Source organism: Actinomadura chokoriensis, assembly GCF_039529475.1.
Lineage (GTDB): Bacteria > Actinomycetota > Actinomycetes > Streptosporangiales > Streptosporangiaceae > Spirillospora > Spirillospora bangladeshensis.
The window spans coordinates 35,907-50,888 of record NZ_BAAAMW010000019.1; the positions used below are offsets into that span (position 1 = coordinate 35,907).

The window sequence follows — 14,982 nt, forward strand, 5'->3', positions numbered from 1 at the left end:
CGATGGCGGCCCCGGGCGCCGCACCGGCCTGCAACCGCGCCGGGCCGGATGGCCGGGCGATCCATGCGTGCCGGCCCGACGCCGCCACACCGCCGGCGAGCCTGATCTTCACCCGGCCCGTCCTCCCCGCCGGCCAACCGGTTTCAGCGCGGGGCGGCGGCGCTTCCGTACCCGTGGGCGATGAGCCGCTCGGCCATCCGCGCGTACGCGGCCGGGTCGTCCGGGGCGCTGGTCGCCAGGCCGTCCACGTACCGGTTGTACATGCAGAACGCGGCGGCGATGAGGACCGCGTCGTGGATCTCGACGTCCGTGGCGCCGGCCTCGCGCGCCGCCGCGATGTGCGCCTCGCCGACCTCGCGGCCGCCGCGCTGCACGGCGCCGGCGATGGCGAGGAGCGCCCTGAGCTTGGCGGATACGGGCGCGGCCTCGGGATCGGCGTGGACCTGCTGGACGAGCGTCATGCCGCCGGGCAGTTGCGCGGCCGCGCACGCGCCGTGCGAGGAGGCGCAGAAGCGGCAGCCGTTCAGCTCGGACACGTAGGCGGCGATCAGCTCCCGCTCACCCCGGTCGAGCGGGCCGGGGCCGCGCAGCAGGGCGTCGGCGAGCGCGCTGAGCGGGCCCGCCGTCTCCGGCCGGAACCGGAGCAGGGACGGCAGTCCGGGGACATTCTCGTCCAATTCGATATGCGCCAAGGACCGCCTCCAGAGGAACGATGTCGGAAATTCCTCTTATCCTCGTACGAACGCCCTCAGGCGGATAGTTTTCTCGCCACTCCACAAAAGGTCATGGTCTCCTGCGGCTCGCCCCACGGATTGGGTTCGGGACGCCACCGGGAGCACGACACCACTCCGGGATCGACCAATTCCAGGCCGTCGAACAGCGCCTCGATCTCCGCGGCGGTCCGGGCCCTGAGCGGGTGCGGGGTGCCGCTCTCGTTCCACGCCTCGACGGCGGCGTGCGTGACGTCCACGTCCAGGCAGGCGTGCGACAGCGCCACGAAACTGCCGGGGGCGAGCGCGCCGACGAGCCGGTCCAGGATGCCGCGCGCCTCGCCGTCGTCGGTGACGAGGTGCAGCAGGGCGAGCATCATCAGGGCGACGGGCTTGCCGAGGTCGATCGTCGCGGAGGCCTCGTCGAGGATCCGCTCGGGGTCGCGGACGTCGGCGTCGATGTAGCTCGTCGCGCCCTCCGGAGAACTCGTGAGGAGCGCACGCGCGTGGGCGAGCACCAGCGGATCGTTGTCGACGTAGACGATGCGCGACTCCGGCGCCACCCGCTGGGCGATCTCGTGGGTGTTGTCGGCGGTCGGCAGCCCGGTGCCGATGTCGAGGAACTGCCGCACGCCCTCCTCGCCGGCCAGGTGGCGGACGCAGCGGCCGAGGAAGAGCCGGTCGGTGCGGGCGGCGGCGACGATCCCGGGGACCCTCCGCGCGACCTGCTCGCCCGCGATCCGGTCCACCTCGTAGTGGTCCTTGCCGCCGAGCCAGTAGTCCCAGACCCGCGCCGACACCGGGCGGTCCGAGCGGATCCCGTCGTCCGCGCCGCCCCGTCCACCCGCGCTCATGCGGCCTCACCTCCGGATCCCGGGACGCGCCCGCCCCGGGGGATGCCGACGCTACACGCCCGGCCGCGGCCCTGCGGGTGAGGTCGGTCACGCGGGGCCGCGCCGGCGCGGATCAGGCGGTCGTGCTGTGCGTCGCCCGCGCGCGCTCGACGGCCTCGGTGATCGTGCGGTCGGCGACCTGCCGGTCCTGCCAGCCGCGCACGTCGGCGGCCTTGCCCGGTTCCAGGCTCTTGTAGATGTCGAAGAAGTGCGCGATCTCGTCGAGGACGTGCTCGTGCACGTCCCGCAGGTCCTGGACGCCGGCGTACCGGACGTCGCGGGACGGCACCGTGAGCACCTTGGCGTCCGGGCCCTTCTCGTCGTGCATCCAGAACACGCCGACGCTGCGGACGGTGATCTGGCAGCCGGGGAACGTGGGCTCCTCCAGCAGCACCATCGCGTCCAGCGGGTCGCCGTCCTCGGCGCAGGTGTCCGGGATGTAGCCGTAGTCGTGCGGGTACCGGGTCGCCGTGAACAGCATCCGGTCGAGCCGGATGCGGCCGAGCCGGTGGTCCATCTCGTACTTGTTGCGGGATCCGCCGGGGATCTCGACGACCATCTCGATCTCCATGAGTACCTCCCCCTTCCGCGGACCCTACCCGCCGGGAGAGCCGGTGATCGTAGGGTCGGGGCATGGACGCGCTGCGATTCGCCTACCGGCCGCTCCCCGTACGGGTCGTCTTCGGCGACGGCGTGCTCGCCGGGCTGCCCGCCGAGGTGGACGCGCTCGGCCTGTCCCGGGTGCTCGTCCTGTCGACGCCCGGCCGGCGGGCGGACGCCGAACGCGCCGCCTCCCCGCTGGGCGCGCGGGTCGCGGGCGTCCACGCCGGGGCCGTGATGCACGTCCCGGCGGAGGCGGCGGCGGAGGCGTGCCGGGTCGCCGGGACGCTCGGCGCGGACGGCCTGCTCGCGTTCGGCGGCGGGTCGGCGGTCGGCCTGGCCAAGGCGGTCGCCCGCGAGACGGGGCTGCCGATCGTCGCCGTCCCGACGACGTACTCCGGGTCGGAGATGACGCCGACGTGGGGCATGACGGAGGGCGGCGCCAAGCGCACCGGGCGCGACGAGCGCGTCCTCGCCCGGACGGTGCTCTACGACCCGTCCCTGACGCTGGGGCTGCCGGCGGCCGTGTCGGCGGCGTCGGCGATGAACGCGGCGGCGCACGCCGTCGAGGCGCTCTACGCCCCGGACGCGTCGCCGATCGTCTCGCTGATGGCCGAGGAGGCGGTCCGCGCGCTGGCCGGGGCGCTGCCGGAGGTCGTCCGGGACCCCGGCGGCCTGCCCGCGCGGACCCGGGCCCTGTACGGGGCGTGGCTGTGCGGGACGTGCCTGAGCGCCACCACGATGGGCCTGCACCACAAGCTGTGCCACATCCTCGGCGGCTCCCTGAACCTGCCGCACGCCGAGACGCACACGGTCCTGCTGCCGCACGCCCTCGCCTACAACGCCCCCGCCGCGCCGGAGGCCGCGGCGGCGCTCGGGCGGGCGCTCGGACGCGATGACCCGGCCCGCGCACTCTGGGACCTGTCCGGTTCGCTGGGCCTGCCGCGTTCCCTCACGGACCTGGGCGCCGACCCCGCGCACCTGGACGACGTCGTCGCGCGGGCCGCCGCCGGCGGGTTCGCCAACCCGCGCCCGGTGGAGGAGGCGGGCCTCCGGGTCCTGCTCGCGAACGCGTGGGAGGGGCGTCCGCCCGCCGCCTAGTGCGCGGCGGCGTCCCAGTCGGCGCCGGCGCCGATGGCGACCTCCAGGCCGACGCTGAGCGGGTAGGCGGTCGTCATCCGGTCGCGGACGATCTTCTCCACCGCGTCCCGCTCCCCCGGCGCCACCTCCAGGACGATCTCGTCGTGCACCTGGAGCAGCAGCCGGCTGCGCAGCCCGGCCCCGGTGAGCGCCCCGTCCACCCGCAGCATCGCGATCTTGACGATGTCGGCGGCCGAGCCCTGGACCGGCGCGTTCAGCGCCATCCGCTCGGCCGTCTCGCGGCGCTGCCGGTTGTCGCTGGTCAGCTGCGGCAGGTAGCGGCGGCGGCCGAGGACCGTCCGGGTGTAGCCGGTGACGCGGGCCTCGGCGACGACGTGGTCCAGGTAGTCGCGGACGCCGCCGAGCCGGGCGAAGTAGGCGTCCATCAGCGGGCGCGCCTCCGCCATCGGGATGCCGAGCTGCTTCGCCAGCCCGAACGCCGACAGCCCGTAGGCCAGCCCGTACGACATCGCCTTGATCTTGCGGCGCATGTCGGGGGTGACGGCGTCCGGGGCGACCTGGAAGACCTGCGCGGCCATCGTGGCGTGGAGGTCCTCGCCGGACTCGAACGCGGCGAGCAGCGTCGGGTCCTGCGACAGGTGCGCCATGACGCGCAGCTCCAGCTGCCCGTAGTCGGCCGTCATCAGCGACTCGAAGCCGTCGCCCGGCAGGAACGCGCGGCGGATGCGCCGCCCCTCCTCGGTGCGGACGGGGATGACCTGCAGGTTCGGCTCGGTGGAGGTGAGCCGCCCGGTGGCGGCGACCGTCTGCTGGAAGGTGGTGTGGATCCGGCCGTCCGCGCCGATCTCGCGGATCAGCCCGGCGACGGTGGTGCGCAGCCGCGCCTGGTCGCGGTGCCGCAGCAGCACCTGCGGGAGCCCGTTGTCGGTCTGGGTCGCGAGCCAGGTCAGCGCGTCCAGGTCGGTGGAGTACCCGGACTTGATCTTCTTGGTCCTCGGCAGGTTCAGCTCGCCGAACAGCACCTCCTGGAGCTGCTTCGTCGATCCGGGGTTGAAGCGGCGGCCGGCGATCTCGGCGGCCTCGCGGGCGGCGCGCTCCATCGCGTCGGCGAAGTGCCGCTCCAGCTCGTCCAGGAGGGCGGCGTCCACGTGGACCCCGGCGCGCTCGGCGCGGGCGAGCAGGTCCGACAGCGGCAGCTCGACGTCGCGGAGGACCGCGTCCATGCCGGTGGACGCCAGGTCGGCGGCGAACGTCCCGGCGAGGTCCAGGACGGCGCGGGCGCTCAGCATCAGCCCGGCCGCGCCGTCGGCGGGCGGACGCCGCCCCAGGTGGCGGCCCGCGAGGTCGGCGATCCCGTAGGCGGCCAGGCCGGGCAGCAGCAGGTAGGCGGCCATCGCGATGTCGGTGGCGACGCCGGCGAGCCCCCAGCCGCGCTCGCCGAACGCGCGCAGCAGCGACTTGACGTCGTGCAGGGCCTTCGGGCGGCCGGGATCGGCCAGCCAGGCCGCGAAGGCCCGCTCGTCGCCCTCGGTGAGGCCGGACGGCTCGAACGAGGCGGCGTGCCCGTCGCCGCCCGCGAGCGCGATGCGCGCGATGCCGCCCGCGCCGCGCACCCAGGTGGCGTCGGCGGCCAGCCCGGTCAGGCCGGTGGCGTGGGCCTCCAGCCAGCCGGCGAGTTCGTCCGGGCGGAGCTCACGGCCCTGCACCGGCTCGGGTCGCGCCGTCTCCGGGGCCCGCCCGCCACCGGGGTCGGCGGCGAAGAGGCGCTGGCGGAGGCTGGCGCTGCGGAACTCCAGCTCGTCCAGCAGTGCGGTGAACGCGGGCAGGTCGTAGGGGCGCCGCCGCAGGTCGGCGGGCGCGACCGGCAGGTCCACGTCGCGGACGAGCTCGGTCAGCCGCCGGTTGAGCCGCACCGAGTCCTGCGCGGCGCGCAGCCTCTCCCCCGCCTTGCCCTTCACCTCGCCGGCGCGCTCCAGCAGCGCATCGAGCGACCCGAACTCGCGGACCCACTTCGCGGCCGTCTTCTCCCCGATGCCGGGGATGCTCGGCAGGTTGTCGGAGGGGTCGCCGCGCAGCGCCGCGAAGTCCGGGTACTGCGCCGGGGTCAGCCCGTACCTCTCCCGCACGGCCTCGGACGTGTACCGGACCATCTCCGAGGCCGTCCGGTAGAAGTACAGGACGGTGACGTCGTCGCTGACCAGCTGGAGGGCGTCCCGGTCGCCGGTGACGATCAGCACGGCCATGCCGTCGGCCTCCGCCGCCGCCGCGAGCGTCGCGATCACGTCGTCGGCCTCGTAGCCGGGCGCGCGCAGCACCGGCAGGCTCATCGCCGCGAGCAGCCGGTCGAGGACGCCGAGCTGGCCGCCGAACTCCTCCGGCGACCGGGCCCGGGTCGCCTTGTACTCGGGGAACGCCTCGGTGCGGAACGTCCGCCGGGACACGTCGAACGCGACGGCGGCGTGCGTCGGGCGCTCGTCCCGCAGCACGTTGGCCAGCATGTTCGCGAACCCGTACACGACGTTCGTCGGCTGCCCGGACGTGGTGGCGAAGTTCTCCACCGGCAGCGCGTAGAACGCCCGGTAGGCCAGCGAGTGGCCGTCCAGGAGCAGCAGGCGGGGCCGGTCGTTCATGTCTCACATCCTGGCACCGGGGAAGGGGGCATGAAACGGCGGCGCGAGGTGTTGGGGCGACATGGACAAGATCGAACTGGGCCGGCTGGGAATCTGGCGCCCGTGGAGCATGCTGGACGGCGACCTGGCCAAGGACCTCGAAGACCTCGGCTACGGCGCGATCTGGATCGGCGGGTCGCCGCGCGGCGACCTGAAGCTCGCCGACCGGCTGCTGGCGGCCACCGACCGGCTCGTGGTCGCGACCGGCATCGTGAACATGTGGGCGACGCCGGCCGGCGAGGCCGCCGCGTCCTACCACCGGCTGCACGACGCCTACGGCGACCGGTTCGTGCTCGGCGTCGGCATCGGCCACCCCGAGGCGACGCAGGAGTACCGCAGCCCGTACGAGACGATCGTCCGGTACCTCGACGACCTGGACGCCGCGGACGTCCCGGTGGAGCGGCGGGTGCTGGCGGCGCTCGGGCCGAAGGTGCTGCGGCTGGCGGCGGAGCGCGCGGCGGGCGCGCACCCGTACTTCACCACGCCCGAGCACACCCGCGCGGCGCGGGAGGCGCTCGGCGCGGGGCCGCTCCTCGTCCCCGAGCAGAAGGTCGTGTTCGACGCCGACACCGGGCGCGCCCGCGCGCTGGCCCGGGAGTCGGCCGGGTACTACCTGCGGCTGCGCAACTACGTGAACAACTTCAAGCGGCTGGGCTTCACCGACGAGGACGTGGCGGGCAGCGGCAGCGACGCGCTGCTGGACGCGCTGATCGCGCAGGGCGGCGCGGCGGCGCTGGCCGCGCGGGTGAAGGGGCACCTGGATGCGGGCGCCGACCAGGTGGCCGTCCAGGTGCTGGGCGAGGACGACCCCCGTCCCGCGCTGCGCGCCATCGCCGAAGCGCTCGCCTGACGCGGGCCCCCCTGCACGGGTGAGGGACGCGCCCGGAGCCGGACGCGTCCCTCGGGAGCCGGATGTCACCGGGTCTTGTAGGTGCCGATCTCGTCCGGCACGGTGCGCTTCGCGGCCGGGGCCGGGGCGCGCCTGGCGAGCTCGTTGCCGTTGACCGTCAGCGTGCTGTGCGCGAACAGCTGGGTGACGGCGGCGGTGGCGTCGATCATGTGGTCGAAGCCGGTGAGGTCGACGTTGTCGTAGCGGTCGCACGCCGAGTGGTAGCAGGGGTCGTAGGCCACCCCGGCGGTGCCGCCGTAGATCGCCGCCTGCTCGGGGGTCTTGATGCCCTCGGCGCCGGTGAAGATGCCGCCGGCCGGGATGCCCGCGGTGATGAAGGCGTTGTAGTCGGACCTGCCGTCGAAGGCCGTCGCGTCGGTGTGCAGGTTCCGGGAGGCGAAGTAGTCGTTGAACGCCTTCTCGATCGCACCCGAACCGGCCGGCGGCTCGACGTTGTTCCGGCCCTCGCTGTCATCCCCGTCGTAGACGAAGTTGACGTAGTTCGGCGAGGCGAGCATGTCGAAGTCGAGCATGAGCGCGACCTTGTCGCGCTCGGCCTGCGGGAGGTTGTCGACGTAGTACTGGGAGCCGAGCAGGCCCTCCTCCTCGGCGCCCCAGAAGGCGAACCGCACCTGGTTGCGGACCTTCGGGCCGAGCTTGTGGATCTGCTTCGCCATCTCCAGCAGCGTCGCGGTGCCGGAGCCGTCGTCGTTGATGCCGGGGCCCGCGGTGACGCTGTCGTTGTGGGCGCCGACCACCACGACGTTGTCGGCGCGCCCGCGCTCGGTGTCGGCGAGGACGTTGGCGGCCTCGCGCTTCTGGTTCAGCGTGTCGGTCTTCACGCGCAGCGTCACGCCGCCGCTGTTCGCCTGGTCGACGAGGGCCCTGCCGACCGCGTTGGTCGGGCCGACCACCGGGATGCCGTACGGCGTGGTGAGCGTGCCCGCCACGGGGCCGGGCTGGTCCGGGAGCTGGTAGATGACGACGGCGGAGGCGCCGGCGGCGATCGCGTTGTCGGTCTTGAGGGAGAAGAAGCAGCCGCCGCGCTGGATCAGCGCGATGTGGCCCGCCGGGAAGCCGGCGAAGTCGTCGGCCTCGCAACCGCTGCCGAGCCCGGTGGCGCCGGAGTCGACCGGCGTCGCGGCGGCGGTGACGTCGCCCGACCCGGAGTACTGCAGGGTCGCGAAGTCGGTGCCGGGCGCGAACGTCTTCTGCTCCGGCGCGGTCTCGGCGAACACCGCCTCGGAGTTCTCCTGCCAGAAGTCGAAGGCGAAGGTCTGGACCGTGGGCGTGTAGCCGGCCCGCTTGAGCTGGTCGGCGATGTACTTGACGGTGATCTTGTTGCCGGGCAGCCCCGCGGCCCGGTTGCCGCCGTTGGCGTCCGCGATCTTCTGCAGGTTCAGCTGGTGGTGCCGGACGTTCTTCAGCGTGACCAGCCTGGCCAGCTTGGACTGGGAGGGTGCGGCCGCCTGGGCCGGTATCGCGGCCACGGTGGCGGCTGCGAGCGACAGCCCGGTCAGGGTTGCGAGCGCGGCTCTGCGCATGACTAGGTCTCCGTTTGTGGGGGGACGAAGCAACCCGAAGCCTGACATGAGTCAATTCCCACAACAAGACACGACTTAGCATCAAAACGGCCAATATTGGCCTCCTTTTCACCTCGACTCACAAGATCGACAATTGTCGGCCGGTCACCGTCCGTCCCGGCGCCCCGCACCGCTCGTGTCGATCACCGGCGGGACCGCGGGAACGCGTTCTCCAAGGCCGGCCCGGAATGGCGAGCGATAAAACCGCATTGACCTGCGCGGACACCGCCGGGCGAGCGGCGGGCCCACGGCGCCCGCCGGAGCCGCCCGGCGGCCCGCCCCGTACTTCCCCGGATACGCGTTCCAGCAGGTGAGGCGGCTGGCACCGGACAAATCGGCGTGAGTATGCTTCGTCACCCTTGAAGGTGGCCGCCGACGATCAGGAGTGGGCCGTTGTCGAGTCCCGAACAGGTGCGCAGATCCCACGGGCGTCCGCACACGCGTCCGATCGGCCGGCGGATCGTCCTGCTCCTGGCGATCCCGCTCGTGTCGCTCGTGGCCCTGTGGACCTTCTCGGCCGTTCCCGCGCTGGACGAGGCGATCCAGCGCAACCAGTACTCGGGGAACCGCGAGCGGGCCGGCGACCCGGCCACCCGCGCCATGCAGGCGGTGCAGGAGGAGCGCGCCGCCGCGGTCGCCGCGCTGACGACCCCGTCGTCCGCGGCCACGCAGAAGTTCCGGGAGGCGACCGGCAGGACCGAGAGCGCGGTGGCCGCCTTCCGCAAGACGGCGCTCGCGCCCGAGTCCGTCGAGCACCTCACCGACGCCGAGGTCCAGCGCACCCGCAACGTCGGCAACCAGCTCGACCAGCTCGCCAGCATCCGGTCGCAGATCACCGCGCACAACGTCTCGGCGCTGGACGCCATCAACGCCTACAGCACGGCCTTCGACAACACGGTCCGGCTGCTCACCACGCTCGTGACCCTCGACGACGTCAGCGTGTTCCAGCAGACCAACGGCCTGCTCTACATGTACTGGGCGCGCGACTTCATGCTGCGCGAGGACACGCTGCTGACCGCGCTCGGCGGCGGCCGGCTGAAGGCCGGCACCCGCGCCGCGTTCGCGCAGTGGGCCGGCACCCGCGCCGAGCTGGTTGACCTCGGCCTGATCGGGCTCAGCGGCGACATGGCCGACACCATGAGCGGGCTGGTGAACTCGCCCGCCTACGCCGACTACGTCGCGCTGGAGACCTCCGTCGTCGAGCAGGGCAGGACCCCCGATCCGCGGCAGTGGCGGGCCGTGACCGGCGCCGCCGGGCAGGTGTGGCTCGGCACCACCGCCAAGGCCGGCGAGCAGCTCCAGCACGACGAGGTCGCGCCCGCCGGCAAGGCGATCATGCTGCGGGTGTACCTGGCGGGCGGCGTCGGGCTGCTCGCCGTCATCGCCTCCATCGTGCTGTCGCTGCTGTTCGCCCGCCGGCACGCCGACGAGCTGCGCAGGCTGCAGCGCTCGGCGCAGGAGCTGGCGAACGAGCGGCTGCCCCGGGTCGTGGCGCGGCTGCGGCGCGGCGAGCGGGTCGACCTGGAGACCGAGACCCCCCGGCCCGCGGCCGGCCGGACCCGCGAGGTCGCGCTGGTCAGCGAGGCGTTCGAGACCGTCCAGCGGCAGGCGATCAGCACCGCGATCGGCGAGGCGGAGCTGCGCGCCAGCATCAACCGGGTGTTCGTGAACCTGTCGTGGCGCAGCCAGTCGCTGCTGCACCGGCAGCTGCGGCTGCTGGACCAGATGGAGCGGCGCGCCTCCAGCGCCGAGGAGCTGGACGACCTGTTCCGCCTCGACCACCTGACGACCCGCATGCGGCGGCACGCGGAGGGCCTGGTCATCCTGTCCGGCTCGCCGACCGTCCGCGCGTGGGACCACCCGGTCGCCGCCGAGGACGTGGTGCGGGCCGCGATCGCCGAGGTCGAGGACTACACCCGCATCGAGGTGACCGGCGCGTCCGCGGTCGCGGTGACCGGCGACGTGGTCGCCGACGTCATCCACCTGCTCGCCGAGCTGATCGAGAACGCCACCGCCTACTCCCCGCCGACGACGGAGGTCACCGTCAAGGTCGAGACCGTCGCCAACGGGCTCGCGGTGGAGGTCGTCGACCGCGGCATCGGGCTCGCCCCCGAGGAGCTGGACGCGCTCAACCGGCGCCTCGCGAACGCGGTCGAGTTCGACCTCGTCGACACCGAGCGGCTCGGGCTGTTCGTCGTCGCGCGGCTCGCGGCCCGGCACGACATCAAGGTCTCCCTGCAGCCCTCGGCCTACGGCGGCACCACCGCGATCGTGCTGGTCCCGCACGCCCTGGTCGTCATGGACGAGCAGTGGCAGGCGATCGGCGGCGCCGCGGCGGCGCAGCCCGCCGCGTCCGGGGCGGGGGCGCCGCGGCTCGGCCGCCCGATCCGCCCCGCGCTGCCCGGCCCGGCGGCGAGCGCGCCGCGCGGCGGCCCGCCGGACGCGCCGCCGGTGGCGTTCAACCCGCCGGAGTCCTACGACGCCCGGGTCGCCTACGACGCCGAGGTGACCTACGACGCGCAGGTCTCCTACGACCCGCCGGGCGTCGCGGAACCGAAGGTCTCCTTCGATCCGCCGGTCTCCTTCGCCCCTGCGGGGCGCGCCAATGGCCGGACCCGGCCGCCGGCCGGGGATACGGAACCCGCCGGGGTGGAGGACAGCGAGGTCACCGGCCGGCTTCCGCGCCGGGTGCGGCAGCGCAACCTCGCCCCTCAACTGCGCAAACGCCCCTCGGCCTCGGCCCCGGAACCGGCCGGTCCGCCGGACGACGACTTCGAGGAGCCGAGTCCGGAGCTGAGCCGCGATCTGATGGCCTCGCTACAGTCTGGTTGGCTGCGCGGCAGGGTCGCCGACGACGAGCCGGGCGATCTCGATCCACGCGATGAATGGGGGGAATCATGACGCGGCAGGGCCACGCCACCGGCGAGCTCGACTGGCTGCTCGACGATCTGGTGCAACGGGTCGGCGAGGTCCGCCAGGCCGTCCTGCTGTCCCGCGACGGGCTGGTCATGGGCGCCTCGGGGGACGTCACCCGCAAGGACGCCGAGTTCCTCGCGGCGCTGTCGTCGGGCTTCCACAGCCTCGCCAACGGCGCCCGGGAGCACTTCCAGGCCAAGCAGGTGCGGCAGACCGTGGTGGAGCTGGACGACAAGCTGTTCTTCGTCATGCCGGCCGGCAACGGGAGCTGCCTGGCGGTGCTCAGCGACGCCGGCGGCAACGCGGGGCTCGTCGCCTACGAGACCACCATGCTGATCAAGCGGGTGCGGCGGGCGCTGTCGGCGTCGCCGCGCGCCGCCGAGCCGCAGGACACGTCGCTGCAGCCGGGTGCGTCGGGCTGAGCGACCGTGGAGACTCCGAGAGAGCGCTGGATCGGGCGGGACGCCGGCCCGGTCGTGCGGCCGTACGCGATGACCCGGGGGCGCACCCGCCCCCGCGGGCTCGTCGTCGACCTGGTGACGATCCTGGTCGCGACCGGCCGCATCCCGGGCGACCGGGTGTGGCTGTCCCGCGAGCAGCGGCGGCTGCTGGAGCTGTGCCGGCAGCCGTCGACCCCGGCCGACCTGGCCTCGGAGACCGACCTGCCGTTCCGGGTGGTGCAGATCCTCCTGGAGGACCTGCACCAGTACGGCCTGATCGAAGAGGTCCGGCAGACGGCGGAACCGTCCGACCGCCCCGACCCCCGCATCCTGATGAGAGTGCTCGATGAACTTCGCCGCCTCTAACCCGTCCATGACGCCGTACGCGCCGGACGACGACGTCCCCCTGCACACGCTGAAGGTGCTGGTGGCCGGCGGCTTCGGCGTGGGCAAGACGACCCTGGTCGGCGCGGTCAGCGAGATCCGCCCGCTGCGCACCGAGGAGACCCTCACCGACGCCTCGGTCGGGGTGGACGACCTCGGCGGCGTCGAGGGCAAGTCCACCACGACCGTCGCGATGGACTTCGGCCGGCTGACGTTCTCCGGCGGCGTCCGGCTCTACCTGTTCGGGACGCCCGGACAGGAGCGGTTCTGGTTCATGTGGGACCAGATCGCCTACGGCGCGGTCGGCGCGATCGTGCTGGTCGACACGCGGCGGCTCAGCACGAGCTTCGCGTCCATCGACTTCTTCGAGCAGCGCGAGATCCCGTTCGTCGTGGCCGCGAACCAGTTCGACGGCGCCCGCCGCTACAGCGTCGAGGAGATCCGCGACGCCCTCGACGTCGACGACGACGTGCCCGTTCTGATGTGCGACGTGCGGAGCCGCGAGGTGGCGCGGGGCGTGCTGGTCGCGCTGGTCGAGCACGCCCTCCACGCGGCGCGGACCTGACCGGGCGGCCTAGCCCGCCGCCATCCGGGCGACGATGAGGGACGCGAGGGCGGCGTAGGCGGCGGAGTCGTCCATGCCGGTCTGCGCCTTGATCTCGCCGCGGTGGATGGACTCCATCACCTGGCCCGCGACGGCGCCGACGAACGCCGCGTCCGCGTCCCCGGACGCCTCCCGGACGAGCCCCTGCACGCGCCGCACGGCGAAACCCGTGTTCTGCTTGTAGATCTCGCGGGCCGGGGCGAACGCGTCCAGGTCGGCGAAGAAGGCGGGCGACGCCGGCGCCAGCTCCTCGGAGATCGCGCGCAGGTAGAGCCCGACCCGCTCGCGCGGATCCGCGCCCGCGTCGAGCGCGGCCTCCACCCGCCCGGTCGCGCGGCGGAAGAACGCGCGCACCACCGCCGTGATGATCTGCTCGCGGCTCGCGGCGACCGAGTACAGCGTGCTCTTGGAGCAGCGCAGCAGGGCGGCGAGGTCGGCGACGCTCAGCTCGGCGAACCCGCGGTCGAGGAAGACGTCCATGAGCCGCCCGATCAGCGCCTCCCGCCGCCGCGCCGCCCGCGTGACGCGCTCGTCCGCCCGGTCCATGCCGCGACAGTACCGCAAGCGGTTCGCCAGTACTCGTTTTGGTACCGTGAGGTGCCGAAAGGAGCCCGCCCATGCCCGCCACCCGCCATCTGCCGACCCCGGAGTCGGAGGACCTGCTCGCGCTCACCCGCGACATCGCGAACAAGGAGCTGGCGCCCCGCGTCGCCGGCGACGAGCGCGCCGGCACGTTCCCGCGCGAGGTGTTCACGACGCTCGGCCGGGCCGGCCTGCTGACCCTTCCCTACCCGGAGGAGTTCGGCGGCGGCGGCCAGCCGTACGAGATCTACCTCCAGGTCCTGGAGGAGATCGGCGCCGTGTGGGCGAGCGTCGGCGTGGGCGTCAGCGTGCACGCCCTCTCCTGCTTCCCGCTGTTCTCCTACGGCACCGACGAGCAGCGCGCGGCGTGGCTGCCCGGCATGCTGTCCGGCGAGCAGCTGGGCGCGTACTGCCTGTCGGAGGCGCACGCCGGCTCCGACCCCGCCGCGATGCGCGCCAAGGCCGTCCGGGACGGCGACTCCTACGTCCTCAACGGCGCCAAGGCGTGGACGACGCACGGCGGCAGGGCCGACTTCTACACCGTCATGGCGCGCACCTCCGACGACGGCGCCCGCGGCATCTCCTGCTTCCACGTCCCCGCCGGCACGCCGGGCCTGGAGTTCGACGCGCCCGAGGACAAGATGGGCCTGATGGGCTCGACCACGGCGACGGTCCGCCTGGAGGACGCCCGCGTCCCCGCCGGGAACCTGATCGGCGCCGAGGGCCAGGGCCTGTCCATCGCCCTCGCCGGCCTGGACTCGGGCCGCCTCGGCATCGCCGCCGTCGCCACCGGCCTCGCCCAGGGCGCCCTCGACCACGCCGTCGCCTACGCCAAGCAGCGCGAGGCGTTCGGCAAGGCGATCATCGACCACCAGGGCCTCGGGTTCGTCCTCGCCGACATGGCCGCCGCGGTCGAGTCGGCCCGCGCCACCTACCTGTCGGCCGCCCGGCTGAAGGACGCGGGCCGCCCCTACGGCCGCGAGGCGTCCATCGCCAAGCTGGTCGCCACCGACAACGCCATGAAGGTCACCACCGACGCCGTCCAGGTCCTCGGCGGCGCCGGCTACACCCGCGACTTCCCGGTGGAGCGCTTCATGCGCGAGGCGAAGGTCATGCAGATCTTCGAGGGCACCAACCAGATCCAGCGCCTCGTCATCTCCCGCCACCTCGCCCGGTAAGGCCCGCGTTTTCGCCTGGAGTTTGTGCAGCGCGCCACGGAACGCCGGCCCGGGGGACCTTACCTTCGGAGCATGTGGCAGTTCGTCCTGTGGGGGGTCGCCGGGGCCGTGGCACATCGCACGTACGCCTTCCTCGACGTGAACCGGGGCAGGAAGAAGTGGCCGCTCCGGTCGCCGGAGGGACCGGACGGCAGGTACTACCTGATCGCCTGCGTCCTGCACTGCCTTCTCGCCGCGCTGGTGACGGCCGCGGCCGCCGCGAACGACCAGATCACGACGTCGTGGCAGGCGCTCGCGCTGGGCGTCGGCACACCGTCCGTGCTCGCGAAGCTCAGCCGGTACGCGCTCCAGGACGCCCCGCCCGCCGCGGACGGCGAGGGATCGGCCGGGCCCGCCCGCGAAGGCGCCGAGACCGATGCGGCCTGATGGGGAA

14 protein-coding genes are annotated in these 14,982 nt (G+C 73.6%); 8 read left to right on the forward strand and 6 right to left on the reverse strand.

The genetic code is table 11. The features are described 5' to 3' along the window. Positions 1-143: 143 nt before the first annotated feature. The 3 genes from ABFX46_RS31470 to ABFX46_RS31480 form a co-directional block, all read right to left on the reverse strand. Positions 144-677 (reverse strand): carboxymuconolactone decarboxylase family protein, encoded by a 534-nt coding sequence (locus tag ABFX46_RS31470; RefSeq protein ID WP_346047550.1) that lies wholly within the window; start codon positions 675-677, stop codon positions 144-146. Between the two features lie 71 nt (positions 678-748). Then, complete coding sequence (locus ABFX46_RS31475) at positions 749-1,564, reverse strand: SAM-dependent methyltransferase (protein WP_346047551.1); 816 nt, start codon at positions 1,562-1,564, stop codon at positions 749-751. Between the two features lie 112 nt (positions 1,565-1,676). Beyond that, positions 1,677-2,174, reverse strand: coding sequence for an inorganic diphosphatase (locus tag ABFX46_RS31480; RefSeq protein ID WP_346047552.1), 498 nt, complete (start codon positions 2,172-2,174; stop codon positions 1,677-1,679). Positions 2,175-2,236: 62 nt separating this feature from the next. Between ABFX46_RS31480 and ABFX46_RS31485 the strand changes: the two genes are divergently transcribed. Further along, the gene (locus ABFX46_RS31485) at positions 2,237-3,304 is read left to right on the forward strand and encodes a maleylacetate reductase (RefSeq protein WP_346047553.1); all 1,068 of its coding nucleotides are present in this window, start codon (positions 2,237-2,239) and stop codon (positions 3,302-3,304) included. Here the strand turns inward: ABFX46_RS31485 and polA are convergent. Then, entirely contained in the window at positions 3,301-5,934 is a 2,634-nt protein-coding gene (polA, locus tag ABFX46_RS31490; RefSeq protein WP_346047554.1) for a DNA polymerase I, read from the reverse strand. The genes ABFX46_RS31485 and polA overlap by 4 nt on opposite strands. A gap of 61 nt (positions 5,935-5,995) precedes the next feature. On the opposite strand from polA, the gene ABFX46_RS31495 reads away from it, so the two are divergent. Continuing rightward, positions 5,996-6,823, forward strand: coding sequence for an LLM class F420-dependent oxidoreductase (locus ABFX46_RS31495; protein ID WP_346047555.1), 828 nt, complete (start codon positions 5,996-5,998; stop codon positions 6,821-6,823). Between the two features lie 65 nt (positions 6,824-6,888). Here ABFX46_RS31495 and ABFX46_RS31500 read toward each other — a convergent pair whose 3' ends face one another. Further along, on the reverse strand, positions 6,889-8,406 hold the full coding sequence (locus tag ABFX46_RS31500; protein ID WP_346047556.1) for a M20/M25/M40 family metallo-hydrolase: 1,518 nt from the start codon (positions 8,404-8,406) through the stop codon (positions 6,889-6,891). A 432-nt stretch (positions 8,407-8,838) separates the two neighbouring features. On the opposite strand from ABFX46_RS31500, the gene ABFX46_RS31505 reads away from it, so the two are divergent. From ABFX46_RS31505 to ABFX46_RS31520, 4 genes are read left to right on the forward strand one after another with little or no spacing between them, the layout of a single operon-like run. Continuing rightward, the gene (locus ABFX46_RS31505; RefSeq protein WP_346047557.1) at positions 8,839-11,346 is read left to right on the forward strand and encodes a sensor histidine kinase; all 2,508 of its coding nucleotides are present in this window, start codon (positions 8,839-8,841) and stop codon (positions 11,344-11,346) included. Continuing rightward, the gene (locus tag ABFX46_RS31510) at positions 11,343-11,783 is read left to right on the forward strand and encodes a roadblock/LC7 domain-containing protein (protein ID WP_346047558.1); all 441 of its coding nucleotides are present in this window, start codon (positions 11,343-11,345) and stop codon (positions 11,781-11,783) included. Before ABFX46_RS31505 ends, ABFX46_RS31510 begins: the two co-directional genes overlap by 4 nt. Before the next feature lie 6 nt (positions 11,784-11,789). Further along, entirely contained in the window at positions 11,790-12,167 is a 378-nt protein-coding gene (locus tag ABFX46_RS31515) for a DUF742 domain-containing protein (protein ID WP_131937856.1), read from the forward strand. 7 nt (positions 12,168-12,174) lie between these two features. Next, positions 12,175-12,750, forward strand: coding sequence for a GTP-binding protein (locus ABFX46_RS31520; protein ID WP_428831332.1), 576 nt, complete (start codon positions 12,175-12,177; stop codon positions 12,748-12,750). A 9-nt stretch (positions 12,751-12,759) separates the two neighbouring features. Here the strand turns inward: ABFX46_RS31520 and ABFX46_RS31525 are convergent, their stop codons facing one another. After that, positions 12,760-13,335: a TetR/AcrR family transcriptional regulator gene (locus ABFX46_RS31525; RefSeq protein WP_346047560.1), complete on the reverse strand. Its 576-nt coding sequence runs from the start codon at positions 13,333-13,335 to the stop codon at positions 12,760-12,762. A gap of 71 nt (positions 13,336-13,406) precedes the next feature. Here ABFX46_RS31525 and ABFX46_RS31530 point away from each other — a divergent pair, with 71 nt between their 5' ends. After that, positions 13,407-14,549 (forward strand): acyl-CoA dehydrogenase family protein, encoded by a 1,143-nt coding sequence (locus ABFX46_RS31530; RefSeq protein WP_346047561.1) that lies wholly within the window; start codon positions 13,407-13,409, stop codon positions 14,547-14,549. A 72-nt stretch (positions 14,550-14,621) separates the two neighbouring features. Further along, positions 14,622-14,975 (forward strand): hypothetical protein, encoded by a 354-nt coding sequence (locus tag ABFX46_RS31535; protein WP_346047562.1) that lies wholly within the window; start codon positions 14,622-14,624, stop codon positions 14,973-14,975. The last annotated feature ends 7 nt before the right edge of the window (positions 14,976-14,982 follow it).

Coding starts and splice junctions, on each gene's coding strand:
- ABFX46_RS31475 (WP_346047551.1), bottom strand. CDS start 1,564: ATGAGCGCGGGTGGACGGGGCGGCGCGGACGACGGGATCCGCTCGGAC.
- ABFX46_RS31480 (WP_346047552.1), bottom strand. CDS start 2,174: ATGGAGATCGAGATGGTCGTCGAGATCCCCGGCGGATCCCGCAACAAG.
- ABFX46_RS31485 (WP_346047553.1), top strand. CDS start 2,237: ATGGACGCGCTGCGATTCGCCTACCGGCCGCTCCCCGTACGGGTCGTC.
- polA (WP_346047554.1), bottom strand. CDS start 5,934: ATGAACGACCGGCCCCGCCTGCTGCTCCTGGACGGCCACTCGCTGGCC.
- ABFX46_RS31495 (WP_346047555.1), top strand. CDS start 5,996: ATGGACAAGATCGAACTGGGCCGGCTGGGAATCTGGCGCCCGTGGAGC.
- ABFX46_RS31500 (WP_346047556.1), bottom strand. CDS start 8,406: ATGCGCAGAGCCGCGCTCGCAACCCTGACCGGGCTGTCGCTCGCAGCC.
- ABFX46_RS31510 (WP_346047558.1), top strand. CDS start 11,343: ATGACGCGGCAGGGCCACGCCACCGGCGAGCTCGACTGGCTGCTCGAC.
- ABFX46_RS31520 (WP_428831332.1), top strand. CDS start 12,175: ATGACGCCGTACGCGCCGGACGACGACGTCCCCCTGCACACGCTGAAG.
- ABFX46_RS31525 (WP_346047560.1), bottom strand. CDS start 13,335: ATGGACCGGGCGGACGAGCGCGTCACGCGGGCGGCGCGGCGGCGGGAG.
- ABFX46_RS31530 (WP_346047561.1), top strand. CDS start 13,407: ATGCCCGCCACCCGCCATCTGCCGACCCCGGAGTCGGAGGACCTGCTC.
- ABFX46_RS31535 (WP_346047562.1), top strand. CDS start 14,622: ATGTGGCAGTTCGTCCTGTGGGGGGTCGCCGGGGCCGTGGCACATCGC.